Source organism: Pseudomonas sp. KCJK9000 (genome assembly GCF_046230725.1).
In the GTDB taxonomy this organism is placed as follows: Bacteria; Pseudomonadota; Gammaproteobacteria; order Pseudomonadales; family Pseudomonadaceae; genus Aquipseudomonas; species Aquipseudomonas promysalinigenes.
In genome coordinates, this window is record NZ_JBJJLN010000080.1 from 1 (window position 1) to 12,530 (window position 12,530).

14 protein-coding genes are annotated in these 12,530 nt (G+C 59.3%); 9 read left to right on the plus strand and 5 right to left on the minus strand.

Annotated elements, in window-relative coordinates; translation table 11 throughout:
- Positions 1 to 170, plus strand: a 170-nt coding sequence (locus tag ACK59H_RS21460) for a cold-shock protein (RefSeq protein WP_409264897.1), incomplete at its 5' end; no start/stop codon positions are given.
- A gap of 188 nt (positions 171 to 358) precedes the next feature.
- On the opposite strand, the gene apbC is transcribed toward ACK59H_RS21460, so the two are convergent.
- Complete coding sequence (gene apbC, locus ACK59H_RS21465) at positions 359 to 1,453, minus strand: iron-sulfur cluster carrier protein ApbC (RefSeq protein WP_060477832.1); 1,095 nt, start codon at positions 1,451 to 1,453, stop codon at positions 359 to 361.
- Between the two features lie 156 nt (positions 1,454 to 1,609).
- On the opposite strand from apbC, the gene metG reads away from it, so the two are divergent.
- The 3 genes from metG (at position 1,610) to ACK59H_RS21480 (ending at position 4,982) form a co-directional block, all read left to right on the plus strand.
- Positions 1,610 to 3,649: a methionine--tRNA ligase gene (metG, locus tag ACK59H_RS21470; RefSeq protein WP_397467514.1), complete on the plus strand. Its 2,040-nt coding sequence runs from the start codon at positions 1,610 to 1,612 to the stop codon at positions 3,647 to 3,649.
- Between the two features lie 414 nt (positions 3,650 to 4,063).
- On the plus strand, positions 4,064 to 4,702 hold the full coding sequence (gene nth, locus ACK59H_RS21475; RefSeq protein WP_060477835.1) for an endonuclease III: 639 nt from the start codon (positions 4,064 to 4,066) through the stop codon (positions 4,700 to 4,702).
- A 103-nt stretch (positions 4,703 to 4,805) separates the two neighbouring features.
- Entirely contained in the window at positions 4,806 to 4,982 is a 177-nt protein-coding gene (locus ACK59H_RS21480; RefSeq protein WP_186477595.1) for a PA3496 family putative envelope integrity protein, read from the plus strand.
- A gap of 42 nt (positions 4,983 to 5,024) precedes the next feature.
- Here ACK59H_RS21480 and ACK59H_RS21485 read toward each other — a convergent pair whose 3' ends face one another.
- Positions 5,025 to 5,651 carry a response regulator transcription factor gene (locus ACK59H_RS21485; RefSeq protein ID WP_060477836.1) on the minus strand — a complete coding sequence of 209 codons (627 nt, stop codon included), beginning with the start codon at positions 5,649 to 5,651 and terminating at the stop codon, positions 5,025 to 5,027.
- 303 nt (positions 5,652 to 5,954) lie between these two features.
- Between ACK59H_RS21485 and ACK59H_RS21490 the strand changes: the two genes are divergently transcribed.
- Positions 5,955 to 6,398, plus strand: a complete 444-nt coding sequence (locus tag ACK59H_RS21490) for a hypothetical protein (protein WP_060477837.1) — start codon at positions 5,955 to 5,957, stop codon at positions 6,396 to 6,398.
- Positions 6,399 to 6,465: 67 nt separating this feature from the next.
- Here the strand turns inward: ACK59H_RS21490 and ACK59H_RS21495 are convergent, their stop codons facing one another.
- Positions 6,466 to 7,683: an argininosuccinate synthase gene (locus ACK59H_RS21495; RefSeq protein ID WP_060477838.1), complete on the minus strand. Its 1,218-nt coding sequence runs from the start codon at positions 7,681 to 7,683 to the stop codon at positions 6,466 to 6,468.
- 142 nt (positions 7,684 to 7,825) lie between these two features.
- Positions 7,826 to 8,761, minus strand: a complete 936-nt coding sequence (locus ACK59H_RS21500) for a flagellar protein MotY (protein WP_409264896.1) — start codon at positions 8,759 to 8,761, stop codon at positions 7,826 to 7,828.
- 130 nt (positions 8,762 to 8,891) lie between these two features.
- Here ACK59H_RS21500 and pyrC point away from each other — a divergent pair, with 130 nt between their 5' ends.
- The gene (pyrC, locus tag ACK59H_RS21505; RefSeq protein ID WP_060477840.1) at positions 8,892 to 9,938 is read left to right on the plus strand and encodes a dihydroorotase; all 1,047 of its coding nucleotides are present in this window, start codon (positions 8,892 to 8,894) and stop codon (positions 9,936 to 9,938) included.
- Positions 9,939 to 9,997: 59 nt separating this feature from the next.
- Positions 9,998 to 10,609, plus strand: coding sequence for a ribonuclease T (gene rnt, locus ACK59H_RS21510; protein WP_371326766.1), 612 nt, complete (start codon positions 9,998 to 10,000; stop codon positions 10,607 to 10,609).
- Positions 10,610 to 10,789: 180 nt separating this feature from the next.
- Here the strand turns inward: rnt and ACK59H_RS21515 are convergent, their stop codons facing one another.
- Positions 10,790 to 11,392, minus strand: coding sequence for a peroxiredoxin (locus tag ACK59H_RS21515; RefSeq protein WP_060477842.1), 603 nt, complete (start codon positions 11,390 to 11,392; stop codon positions 10,790 to 10,792).
- Positions 11,393 to 11,606: 214 nt separating this feature from the next.
- On the opposite strand from ACK59H_RS21515, the gene ACK59H_RS21520 reads away from it, so the two are divergent.
- Together ACK59H_RS21520 and bfr are read left to right on the plus strand one after the other, a co-directional pair.
- The gene (locus ACK59H_RS21520; protein WP_060477843.1) at positions 11,607 to 11,828 is read left to right on the plus strand and encodes a bacterioferritin-associated ferredoxin; all 222 of its coding nucleotides are present in this window, start codon (positions 11,607 to 11,609) and stop codon (positions 11,826 to 11,828) included.
- Positions 11,829 to 12,029: 201 nt separating this feature from the next.
- Complete coding sequence (gene bfr / locus ACK59H_RS21525) at positions 12,030 to 12,506, plus strand: bacterioferritin (RefSeq protein ID WP_060477844.1); 477 nt, start codon at positions 12,030 to 12,032, stop codon at positions 12,504 to 12,506.
- Positions 12,507 to 12,530 lie beyond the last annotated feature (24 nt).

A 12,530-nucleotide genomic window follows, 5' to 3' on the forward strand; every position in this document is an offset into this window, starting at 1 on the left:
ATGAGAAAGGCTACGGCTTCATCACCCCTCAGTCGGGCGATGACCTGTTCGTGCACTTCAAAGCCATCCAAGCTGACGGCTTCAAAACCCTGAAAGAAGGCCAGGCTGTTACTTTCGTCGCTACCCGCGGCCAGAAAGGCATGCAGGCTGAAGAAGTTCAGATCGCCTAAGTCGATCTAAGCTTTCTAGCTTTCAAAAAACCCGCCTTCTGGCGGGTTTTTTTATGCCTGACTGCTAATCAGCGCCCGTGCCGTACCCCGCGTCGCTTGGTTCGCGGCTGAACTCACGCCGCAATTACGGCACATGGTTTGGGGTGAGCTGCAACCTTCGAGCTCACCCGCAAATGCATACGCTATCTTCAATCTTCGCTGATGGTGATGCTCGGCATTGCCGGTGCGGCCGCTTCCTGCAGCACGATCCGTGCGCCTACCTGGCGCGCCAGCTCTTGATAGACCATGGCAATCTGGCTTTCCGGCTCGGCGATCGCGGTCGGTTTGCCGCTGTCGGCCTGCTCGCGGATCAGCATCGACAGAGGCAACGAGGCCAGCAGGTCGACACCATACTGCGCCGCCAGCTTTTCACCGCCGCCCTCGCCGAACAAATGCTCGGCATGGCCGCAGTTCGAACAGATGTGCACGGCCATGTTCTCCACCACGCCCAGCACCGGGATGTTGACCTTGCGGAACATTTCCACACCCTTCTTGGCATCCAGCAGCGCCAGGTCTTGCGGTGTGGTGACGATCACCGAGCCTGCCACCGGCACTTTCTGCGCCAAGGTCAGCTGGATATCGCCAGTACCCGGCGGCATGTCGATGACCAGATAATCCAGATCGTCCCAAGCGGTCTGAGTCACCAATTGCAACAGCGCACCCGATACCATCGGCCCACGCCAGACCATCGGGGTGTTGTCATCAGTGAGAAACGCCATGGACATCACTTCCACGCCATGGGCCTTGATCGGCACGAACCATTTCTGCTCGCGGATCTGCGGGCGGGTGCCTTCGGGAATGCCAAACATCACGCCCTGGCTGGGGCCGTAGATGTCGGCATCGAGAATGCCCACGCGGGCCCCCTCACGGGCCAGGGCCAGCGCCAGATTGGCCGCGGTGGTCGACTTGCCGACACCACCCTTGCCCGAGGCCACGGCAATGATGTTCTTGACGTTGGCCATGGCCGGGACTTGCGCCTGAGCCTTGTGCGTGGCGATCTGACAGTCGATCGACACCTGTGCAGCACTGACCCCATCGAGGTTTTCGATGGCGGTCTGCAGCACCTGGGCCCAGCCATTTTTGAACAGGCCCGCAGCATACCCCAGTTGCAGTTGCACAGTGACCTGTCCGGCCTGGATGTCGATCGCGCGCACGCAACCGGCGCTGACTGGGTCCTGGTTCAGGTAAGGGTCGGTGTACTGGCGAAGCACGCCTTCGACGGCGGCACGGGTGACGGCACTCATGGACACTCCCATTGGCAAACTGAGTACGAAACAGGCGCCTATCCTAACCCGTCAATCGTCAGCAGATGCGCGCTTGGGGTGAAATATCTTTGCTGGGCCTTTATAGTGGCCGATCACCCTCATCTTTACCTGAGCCAGATAAGTAGCCGAGCCACCATGTCCGAGCCACGCCAGATTCTCGTCACCAGCGCCCTGCCCTATGCCAATGGATCCATCCACCTTGGCCATATGCTGGAATACATCCAGACGGACATGTGGGTGCGCTTCCAGAAGCTGCGCGGCAACCAGTGCATCTACGTTTGTGCCGACGATGCCCACGGCTCGGCCATCATGCTGCGCGCAGAAAAGGAAGGCATCACCCCGGAACAGCTGATCGCCAACGTCCAGGCCGAACACAGCAGCGACTTCGCCGACTTCCTGGTGGACTTCGACAACTTCCATTCGACCCACAGTGACGAAAACCGCGAACTGTCGGAGCTCATATACACGCGCCTGCGCGACGCCGGGCATATCGCTACCCGTTCGGTGACTCAGTACTTCGACCCAGAGAAGGGCATGTTCCTCGCCGACCGCTTCATCAAGGGCACTTGCCCGAAGTGCGCCGCTGAAGACCAGTACGGCGACAACTGCGAAAAATGCGGCGCCACCTACGCCCCAACCGAACTGAAGAACCCCAAGTCGGCCATTTCCGGTGCCACTCCGGTGCTGCGTGATTCCCAGCACTTCTTCTTCAAGCTGCCGGATTTCCAGGCCATGCTGCAGCAATGGACCCGTAGCGGCACGCTTCAGGACGCAGTCGCCAACAAGCTGGCCGAATGGCTGGATGCCGGCCTGCAAGAGTGGGACATTTCCCGTGATGCGCCTTACTTCGGTTTCGAGATCCCAGGCGAGCCGGGCAAGTACTTCTACGTCTGGCTAGACGCACCGATCGGCTACATGGCCAGCTTCAAGAACCTGTGCGCACGTCGTCCGGAACTGGATTTCGATGCGTTCTGGAACGAAGGCTCGAAGGCCGAGCTGTACCATTTCATCGGCAAGGACATCGTCAACTTCCACGCCCTGTTCTGGCCGGCCATGCTCGAAGGCGCAGGCTTGCGCAAACCGACGGCGGTCAACGTACACGGGTACCTGACCGTCAACGGCGCGAAGATGTCCAAATCCCGCGGCACGTTCATCAAGGCACGCACCTACCTGGATCACCTGCAGCCGGAGTACCTGCGTTACTACTACGCCGCCAAGCTGGGCCGTGGTGTCGATGACCTTGACCTGAACCTCGAAGACTTCGTGCAGAAGGTCAATTCCGATCTGGTCGGCAAGGTTGTCAATATCGCCAGCCGCTGCGCAGGCTTCATTCACAAGGGCAATGCCGGCGTGATGGTTGCAGGCGATGCAGCGCCGGAGTTGACCGAGGCCTTCCTCGCCGCTGCTCCATTGATCGCCGAGGCCTACGAGGGCCGCGACTTCGGCCGTGCCATGCGCGAAATCATGGCCCTGGCCGACCGCGCCAATGCCTGGATCGCCGACAAGGCGCCTTGGTCGCTGGCCAAGCAGGAAGGCAAGCAGGAAGAGGTCCAGGCCATTTGCGCTCAGGGCATCAACCTGTTCCGCCAGTTGGTGATCTTCCTCAAGCCGGTGTTGCCGCTGCTCGCCGCTGATGCCGAGGCATTCCTCAACGTAGCGCCACTGACCTGGAACGACCATCAGTCGCGCCTGGAAAACCACCAGCTGAACCCGTTCAAGGCACTGATGAGCCGTATCGAACCGGCCAAGATCGAAGCCATGATCGCCGCCAGCAAGGAAGATCTGCTGGCCGCCGAAACACAGGCGCCAGTCGGCAATGGTGAACTGGCCAAAGACCCACTGTCGGCCGAGATCGAGTTCGACACCTTCGCCGCCGTCGATCTGCGCGTGGCGCTGATCGTCAAGGCGCAAGCCGTACCCGGTGCCGACAAACTGCTGCAGCTGACCCTGGACATCGGTGACGAGCAGCGCAATGTGTTCTCCGGCATCAAGTCGGCCTATCCAGACCCTTCCCAGCTTGAAGGCCGCCTGACCATGATGGTCGCCAACCTCAAACCGCGCAAAATGCGCTTTGGTGTGTCTGAGGGCATGGTCATGGCCGCAGGGCCTGGCGGTGAAGAGATCTACCTGCTCAGCCCTGACAGCGGCGCCAAGCCAGGTCAGCGCATCAAGTAACCTACCCTGCCCCGGCCTGATCGCCGGGGCAACTTCATCTGCGGCAGCCATGCCAGGCTTCACGGTGACCGGTGGCCAGCGGTGCGCCTGTACTACCGGGTTTCTGGGATGCCTGGCTCACAGCCCCGAGCAGCGCACGCCTGCAGCGCAATAAAGAGAGCCGTGAAGCCCAGCGGCCCCGCGGACGAAGATGCCGGTGCACAGGGCGCCGCAGACACGATCAAGGCCGCCCTCGAACGAATCAAGGCCAGCCAGACCGGCTTAGCCGCTACTAGACAACGTCATTACCAAGCAAAGTGATGACCACGCCTTGCCAGGTGCCGACAGATGCACCGCTGATGCTAGGTCAGCTGCTGGCCTAGTACACTTGGCAGCCGCCTAACTTCACCTGCCTTCAAGGAAAGCGTTGACCCCATGAATGCCGCCAAACGCCTGGAGATTTTTCGCAGGCTGCACGAAGACAACCCCGACCCCAAAACGGAACTTGCGTACAGCACCCCGTTCGAGCTTCTAGTTGCCGTGACGCTTTCGGCCCAGTCCACCGATGTTGGCGTCAACAAGGCCACTGCGCGCTTGTTCCCAGTTGCCAACACACCGCAAGCCATCCATGCGTTGGGAGTCGAGGGGCTGAGCGAATACATCAAGACCATCGGCCTTTACAACAGCAAAGCCAAGAATGTCATCGAGGCGTGCAGGTTGCTGATCGAGCGCCATGGCGGCGAAGTCCCACAAACCCGTGAAGCCCTGGAAGCGTTGCCGGGTGTGGGCCGCAAGACGGCCAACGTCGTGCTCAATACCGCCTTCCGCCAGCCAACCATGGCCGTGGACACCCATATTTTCCGGGTCAGCAATCGCACTGGCATCGCGCCGGGCAAGACGGTGCTCGAAGTGGAAAAGAAGCTGATCAAGTTCGTCCCCAAGGACTACCTACTCGACGCCCACCATTGGCTCATCCTGCATGGACGCTATGTCTGCCAGGCACGTAAGCCTCGCTGCGGGAGCTGCCGCATCGAAGACCTGTGCGAATACAAGCACAAGGCCTGCGACGATTGAGCCAATAGCAAAAAACCGGTGCAGCGATTGAAAAAATCTTTTTTACCAGGCTGCGCTTTCTCGCTATAAGGACGGCCAATGGCCCTTTGGCGTGGAGCGACTCATGAGTACAGATAAAGAAGAGCTGTCTATCGAAGATGACTTTGTCACTGCTGATGACGACGTAGAGCCTCAGGTGGAACCTGCCAAGACCAACCTGAGCAAGCGCCGTACCATCGACAACCTGCTCGAGGAGCGGCGCCTGCAGCGGCAACTGGCCGATTTCGACTACGACCTGTAATCCACACCAAGCCACTGTGTGGCGGGCGTGGCACATGCTGACTCAGTTCAGATCGTGGCGCCGGGCGAGTTCGATCAGGTCTACCAGCGACTGGGCGTTGAGCTTTAGCAGCAAGCGCGTCTTGTAGGTACTGACCGTCTTGTTGCTAAGGAACATGCTGTCGGCTATCTCCTTGTTCGACCGCCCCTTGGCAAGCTGCTGCAGCACCATCATTTCACGCGCCGACAAGCGCTCGACCATCTCCGCTTCGCTAGCCCCGCCCACCCGGCCGCGTGACTTGTGCAGCGCCTGGTTCGGGAAGTAGCTATATCCCGAGAGTACAGCCTTGATGGCACTGAGCAGCTCGGTGAGCTCTTGCTGCTTGCACACATAGCCCGAAGCTCCCGCCTGCATGCAGCGCATCGAGAAATGCCCAGGCGCCTGAGACGTCAGCACCAGCACACGGCTGCCAGGGCATGCAGCGGCCAGCCGGGCGATCACCTCCAGTCCATCGAGTTTGGGAATGCCGATATCGAGCACGACGACATCGGGATGGTGTTCGCGAGTGAGCTGCAGGGCCGCTATGCCGTTGTCGGTCTCTGCGACAACATCGTACCCATGCCGCTCCATCAGCATGCGCACTGCCAAGCGTATGACCGGATGATCATCCACGATAAGGACTTTATTCATGCGATATCCATTATTCGTTATTTGCTTTGACGACAGCCTCACCATAACCGAGCCGGACACTCAAAGGCGCGCACAATCTCCGCACAAATAGCCGAATAGATGAACCTTACATCTGTTTCGGAATTTTCCTACAAGAAAAAATTTACAGCCCCCAGGGATAGTACTTACAAGCAAGCAGATCAAACCCTCAGTCAGTCACACAGTGATGACTCGACTGAGATTTTGTTCACACGGAAATACTCCAGAATTTGGCTGAGGCGATGAGTAGGTTATTGATAAGCAGAACCTGCAGGAGTCGAGGACATGACTGATAATCAACCTGTTGCGCCATTAACCTTAATTGCCATCTTCGCCGGCATCATTGAAGCTTCTGCATTGGCAACCCTGCCGTTTCTCAGCGAGAAAAGTCAGACTTATTACACTTGGTTCCTTGTAGGGTTTCCATTCTTTCTGACAGCGCTGTTCTTTTTAACCCTGAACTTCAACGCCAAATCGTTTTACATGCCTGATACAGCTGAACAGAAACATCCAGTCGAACCCGCGATGCATGTGGAAAGCCGCCACACGGTGACCATGATGTTCTCAGGCCCCGAGGCGCAGAAACTGATCCAGCAGCAGATCATGCAAGCCATTGCCCTGCCATCCAGGGATAACAGGCAGTGGCGCTTGTGCAATGTGGACTTGCAACAATGCGTAAATCTGTCGATCACGGCCTTGCCGCAGGAGGTGACCAGTGGCCGGGCGTAAGTGCTGATTCGCACTCAAAAAAAACCCCGGCCGAAGCCAGGGTTCATTTACCAGGTCAGCCCGGTGCTCAGAGCATCCCGCGGCCTTTGTTGGCAGCGATGCGCATGCGCAGCGCATTGAGCTTGATGAAGCCGGCAGCATCGGCCTGGTTGTAGGCGCCGCCATCTTCTTCGAAGGTCGCGATGTTGGCATCGAACAGCGAGTCGTCGGACTTGCGGCCAACTACGATGACGTTGCCCTTGTACAGCTTCAGGCGAACGACGCCATTCACGTTGACCTGCGAAGCGTCGATCATCTGCTGCAGCATCAGGCGTTCCGGGCTCCACCAGTAACCGGTGTAGATCAGGCTGGCGTACTTGGGCATCAGCTCGTCTTTCAGGTGAGCGACTTCGCGGTCCAGGGTGATCGACTCGATGGCACGGTGAGCCTTGAGCATGATGGTACCGCCAGGGGTTTCGTAGCAACCGCGGGACTTCATGCCCACGTAGCGGTTTTCCACGATATCCAGACGGCCAACACCGTTGGCGCCGCCAATACGGTTCAGCTCGGCGAGCACGGTGGCCGGGCTCATGTCGACGCCGTCGATGGCGACGATGTCACCGTTGCGGTAGGTCAGCTCCAGGTAGGTGGCCTGGTCTGGTGCGTTCTCTGGCGAGACGCTCCAGCGCCACATGTCCTCTTCGTGCTCGGTCCAGGTGTCTTCCAGAACGCCGCCTTCGTAGGAGATGTGCAGCAGGTTGGCGTCCATCGAGTAAGGCGACTTCTTCTTGCCGTGGCGCTCGATCGGAATGCCGTGCTTCTCGGCGTAGTCCATCAATTTCTCGCGGGACAGCAGGTCCCACTCACGCCAGGGCGCGATCACCTTGACACCTGGCTTCAGCGCGTAGGCACCCAGCTCGAAGCGAACCTGGTCGTTACCTTTGCCCGTAGCGCCGTGGGAAATGGCATCGGCGCCAGTTTCGTTGGCGATTTCGATCAGGCGCTTGGCGATCAGCGGGCGGGCGATGGAAGTACCCAGCAGGTACTCACCTTCATAGACAGTGTTGGCGCGGAACATCGGGAAGACGAAATCACGCACGAATTCTTCGCGCAGGTCGTCGATGTAGATCTCTTTGACGCCCATCGCCTGAGCTTTGGCGCGGGCCGGTTCGACCTCCTCGCCCTGACCCAGGTCAGCGGTGAAGGTCACCACTTCACAGTCGTAGGTATCCTGCAGCCACTTGAGAATCACCGAAGTATCAAGGCCGCCGGAATACGCCAGTACGACCTTTTTTACGTCCGCCATGCCATCACTCCACGGGGTTGTACGGAAAAGGCCCGATTCTACCGGCCTTGCCGGGAAATTTACAGTGGCGCGACAGCTTGTGACGACAAAGCGACAAGAACTGTCGGCCGCGCGACGTCTGCCGGTAACTCCCTTTTTACCCCTATAGGGCCTTGGCTTGCGGCGCAGGGGCAGTCCCCGGGGGAGCAGCTTGTTGGACAACGGCAGCAGCTGGCTTTTCCACGGGTGCTACTCGATCCAGTTCGATGCTGACCCGTCGATTGCGCGCCCGATTGGCTGGGCTGTTGTTCTTCACCAGTGGGTAGCGCTCGCCGTGAAAGCGCACGACGATCTGCTCTTCTGGTACCCCATGGGCCTTAAGGTAATCAGCCACCGCCAACGCTCGCCGCCGCGAGGTATCGCGGTTGGTCAGGCGATTGCCGCTGTTGTCGGAATGGCCATTGAGCTCGATGTGATTCACGCTTGGGTCGGCCTTGAGGTAATCGAGGATCACATCCAGCCGGGCGCGAGCGTCGGCACTGAGGTCGAACCCGCCGCCTGGGAAGCCGACCTGGGTCTGGCGTATCTGGTCGTAATTCATTGCCAACAACTTGCTGGTACACACTTGGTAGTCGCTGTAGGCCTTGACGAAGCTCACCGGCAACACTCGCACTTCCGTCGGGCGCCCACCCTCGCCGCTGTAGTTGCGCACCACCGTACTGCGGCCGTCAAGCAGGCCATTGATCAGGCGGCTGGCCTGGCTTTGCGACGAACTGAACAGCACTCCGCTGCGCGCCATGCGTACTGCGCCCAGATTGACGTCGCCACGGCCTGGTTGCCAAGGCGCCGCAGCAGCTAGCAGCGTGGCTGACCCTGCGCCCAGCACGTTGCTGGCTGAGCGCAGCTGGAATACCGGCTGCTCACCTGCCTTGCGCACGAACTCGCCACTGCCGAAGCCGTCGATCGGCTGGATCAGCCGGCATTCGAACTGGTCACCCTCGACCTTCCAGGCGACATTCTCGATGCGGGTCTGGAACGTCATGGCGCCGGCCGGCAGGCTGGCGACAAGGGTCAACAGGGCTAGGTAATGCTGGCGCACGGGCGGCTCCACAAATTCAGACGGCTCACAGGCAGGCTATCGGGCGCGTGCCGGAAAACTTGATAGCCGTGCTCGGGCCGGGGTTTTCCGGTAGCATTGGGGCCTGAGTTCGACCCGCCTGGAATCCCCAATGTCCGATCGCCTGACCCTCCTGCGTCCCGACGACTGGCACATCCATCTGCGCGATGGTGCCGTCCTGCCCCATACCGTTGGCGATGTGGCGCGTACTTTCGCCCGTGCCATCATCATGCCCAACCTGGTCCCGCCGGTGCGCAGTGCCGTAGAAGCCAGTGCCTACCGCGAGCGCATCCTTGCCGCCCGCCCGGCTGGCAGCCGCTTTGAACCGCTGATGGTGCTGTATCTCACCGACCGCACCAGCCCCGAGGACATCCGTGCGGCCAAGGCCAGCGGCATCGTGTACGCAGCCAAGCTGTACCCGGCTGGAGCCACGACTAACTCCGACTCGGGCGTGACCAGCATCGACAACATCTTCCCCGCTATCGAGGCGCTGGCAGAAGTGGGCATGCCGTTGCTGGTTCATGGTGAAGTGACGCGTAGCGAGATCGATGTATTCGACCGCGAGAAGCGCTTCATCGACGAGCACATGCGCCGCCTGGTCGAACGCTTCCCGACCCTCAAAGTAGTGTTCGAACACATCACCACCGGCGACGCCGCACAGTTCGTCAGCGAAGCACCTGCCAACGTCGGCGCGACCATCACCGCTCAGCACCTGCTGTACAACCGCAACCACATGCTGGTCGGCGGTATCCGCCCGCACTTCTACTGCCTGCCGATCCTCAAGCGCAATACCCACCAGGTAGCGCTGCTGGATGCGGCCACCAGTGGCAATCCCAAGTTCTTCCTCGGCACCGACTCGGCACCGCACGCCCGTCACGCCAAGGAAGCTGCCTGCGGTTGTGCCGGCTGCTACACAGCTTACGCGGCGATCGAGATGTACGCCGAGGCGTTCGAGCAGCGCAATGCGCTGGATAAACTGGAAGGCTTCGCCAGCCTGCACGGCCCGGCTTTCTATGGCCTGCCTGCAAACACCGATACCATCACCCTGGTCCGCGAAGAATGGACCGCTCCGGACAGCCTGCCATTTGGCGAGCAGACCGTAATCCCGCTGCGCGCTGGTGAAAAACTGCGCTGGCGCCTGCTGGAGGACAACGCGTGAGCGAAGACCTCTACGAAGACGATCAGGACAGCCAGGGCGGCAGCGGCTCGCGCCACCCCATGGCCGAACGCTTCCGCGGTTACCTACCGGTAGTAGTGGACGTCGAGACCGGCGGTTTCAACAGCGCAACCGACGCACTGCTGGAAATTGCCGCCGTGACCATCGGCATGGACGAAAAAGGCTTTCTGTTCCCTGAGCACACCTATTTCTATCGGGTAGAACCGTTCGAAGGGGCCAACATCGAGGCGGCTGCGCTGGAGTTCACCGGTATCAAGCTGGACCACCCGCTGCGCATGGCAGTGAGCGAGGAAAGCGCGCTCACCGACATCTTCCGCGGCGTGCGCAAAGCGCTGAAGGCCAATGGCTGCAAGCGAGCGATTCTGGTCGGCCACAACAGCAGCTTCGACCTGGGTTTTCTCAATGCAGCGGTAGCGCGCAACGATATCAAGCGCAACCCGTTCCATCCGTTTTCCAGCTTCGACACCGCAACCCTGGCTGGCCTGGCGTACGGCCAGACGGTACTTGCACGCGCTTGCCAGAGCGCCGACATCGACTTCGATGGTCGTGAAGCGCACTCGGCCCGTTACGACACCGAAAAGACTGCCGAACTGTTCTGCGGCATCGTCAACCGCTGGAAAGAACTGGGCGGCTGGCGCGACTTCAGCGACTAAGCCCGATTCCTGGAGCACTTTGCGAGGCCTAGCTGAATGCTAGGCTCAAAAAAACCGGCCACCAGGGCCTAGTACCAGTCAGTCAAGGTTTGATGCTTATCCACTGGGGCTGCAACGCAGCCCCAATTGGCTTGACAGTCAGGCACTAGCCAACGGGGCCGGTTTTCATACGCAGGGCAATTACAGCTTGCCAGCGTTCTCGCTCAGGTAAGCAGCAACGCCTTCTGGCGAAGCGGTCATACCCTGGTCGCCTTTTTTCCAGTTGGCAGGGCAGACTTCGCCGTGCTCTTCGTGGAACTGCAGGGCATCAACCAGGCGCAGCAGCTCGTCCATGTTGCGGCCCAGTGGCAGGTCGTTGACGATCTGCGAACGCACGACACCGTTGGTGTCGATCAGGAAGGCGCCACGGAACGCTACGCCGCCCTCGGACTCCACGTCGTAAGCCTTGCAGATTTCGTGGGTCATGTCGGCAGCCAGGGTGTACTTGACCGGGCCGATACCGCCGGCGTTCACCGAGGTGTTGCGCCATGCGTTATGGGTGAAGTGCGAGTCGATCGAAACACCGATCACTTCCACGTTGCGCGCCTGGAAATCAGGAATGCGGTTGTCCAGCGCGATCAGCTCGGACGGGCAGACGAAGGTGAAGTCCAGTGGGTAGAAGAACACCAGGCCGTACTTGCCCTTGATGGCCGAGGCCAGGTTGAAGCTGTCGACGATCTCGCCGTTGCCGAGCACGGCTGGGACGGTGAAGTCGGGGGCTTGTTTGCCAACGAGTACGCTCATTGTAATCTCCTGATGAGGGTGAAAAACCGTTTGCCGGGCCAAGGCAGGCCTGCCCGACATCCAACAAAGGCTGACCATCATACACGGCTTCCCGTGACAGGCCGAATGCAACCGTCGGTCGCTCAAGACAAGCGCCCTCCGAAAGTGCTTTGACAAGCATTCTCATTAACATTAAGCTCCAATCCATCGACTCAACCCCGCGATGGTCAGCCCTATGTATGTGTGTCTTTGTGTCGGCGTCACCGACGGACAGATCCGCGATGCGATCTATGAAGGATGCTGCAGTTACAAGGAAGTCCGAGCGGCGACCAACGTCGCCAGCCAATGTGGCAAATGCGCTTGCTTGGCCAAAGAGGTGGTTCGCGAGACCCTCACCGAGTTACAGGTGAGCCAGCACGCCGCCCTGCCCTACCCAGTGGAATTTTCTGCAGCCTGATATTACAGAATTCGAAGAACCGGACCCTGCGTCCGGTTTTTTTATGCCTGCATATCAATAAGTTAGCGATCCAACGCGGTTCACAAACATTCTTATTCCTATTAATTTTCATTTATTATTCAATCACTTAGGTTTGACAGCCTTGGGTAACGCGCTCAAACTTCACTGAATTGGCACATTTCCACAGGGCAGGAACCCGGCATGAAAGGCGACGTAAGCGTCATCCAGCATCTCAACAAGATCCTCGGAAACGAGCTGGTCGCGATCAACCAGTACTTCCTGCACGCACGCATGTACGAAGACTGGGGCCTGAACAAACTCGGCAAGCACGAGTACAAGGAATCCATCGATGAGATGAAGCACGCTGACAAACTGATCAAGCGTATTCTCTTCCTCGAAGGCATTCCTAACGTTCAGGATCTGGGCAAGCTACTGATCGGCGAGCACACCAAAGAGATGCTCGAATGCGATCTGAAAATCGAACAGAAAGGCCTCATCGATCTCAAAGCCGCCATTGCCCACTGCGAAACCGCGGGCGACTTCGGCTCCCGTGACATGCTGGAAGATATTCTCGAGTCCGAAGAAGAGCACATCGACTGGCTGGAAACCCAGCTCGGCCTGATCGACAAGATCGGCATCGAGAATTACCTGCAGTCGCAGATGGGTGAAGAGTCATAAAATTCGCCAGCCATAAAAAAACCC

Bases quoted from the DNA above. Each gene is read 5' to 3' on its own strand.
- pyrC (WP_060477840.1), top strand. From the start codon at position 8,892: ATGTCCGATCGCCTGACCCTCCTGCGTCCCGACGACTGGCACATCCAT.
- ACK59H_RS21515 (WP_060477842.1), bottom strand. From the start codon at position 11,392: ATGAGCGTACTCGTTGGCAAACAAGCCCCCGACTTCACCGTCCCAGCC.
- ACK59H_RS21495 (WP_060477838.1), bottom strand. From the start codon at position 7,683: ATGGCGGACGTAAAAAAGGTCGTACTGGCGTATTCCGGCGGCCTTGAT.
- apbC (WP_060477832.1), bottom strand. From the start codon at position 1,453: ATGAGTGCCGTCACCCGTGCCGCCGTCGAAGGCGTGCTTCGCCAGTAC.
- ACK59H_RS21485 (WP_060477836.1), bottom strand. From the start codon at position 5,651: ATGAATAAAGTCCTTATCGTGGATGATCATCCGGTCATACGCTTGGCA.
- ACK59H_RS21480 (WP_186477595.1), top strand. From the start codon at position 4,806: ATGAGTACAGATAAAGAAGAGCTGTCTATCGAAGATGACTTTGTCACT.
- bfr (WP_060477844.1), top strand. From the start codon at position 12,030: ATGAAAGGCGACGTAAGCGTCATCCAGCATCTCAACAAGATCCTCGGA.
- ACK59H_RS21520 (WP_060477843.1), top strand. From the start codon at position 11,607: ATGTATGTGTGTCTTTGTGTCGGCGTCACCGACGGACAGATCCGCGAT.
- ACK59H_RS21490 (WP_060477837.1), top strand. From the start codon at position 5,955: ATGACTGATAATCAACCTGTTGCGCCATTAACCTTAATTGCCATCTTC.
- rnt (WP_371326766.1), top strand. From the start codon at position 9,998: ATGGCCGAACGCTTCCGCGGTTACCTACCGGTAGTAGTGGACGTCGAG.
- metG (WP_397467514.1), top strand. From the start codon at position 1,610: ATGTCCGAGCCACGCCAGATTCTCGTCACCAGCGCCCTGCCCTATGCC.
- nth (WP_060477835.1), top strand. From the start codon at position 4,064: ATGAATGCCGCCAAACGCCTGGAGATTTTTCGCAGGCTGCACGAAGAC.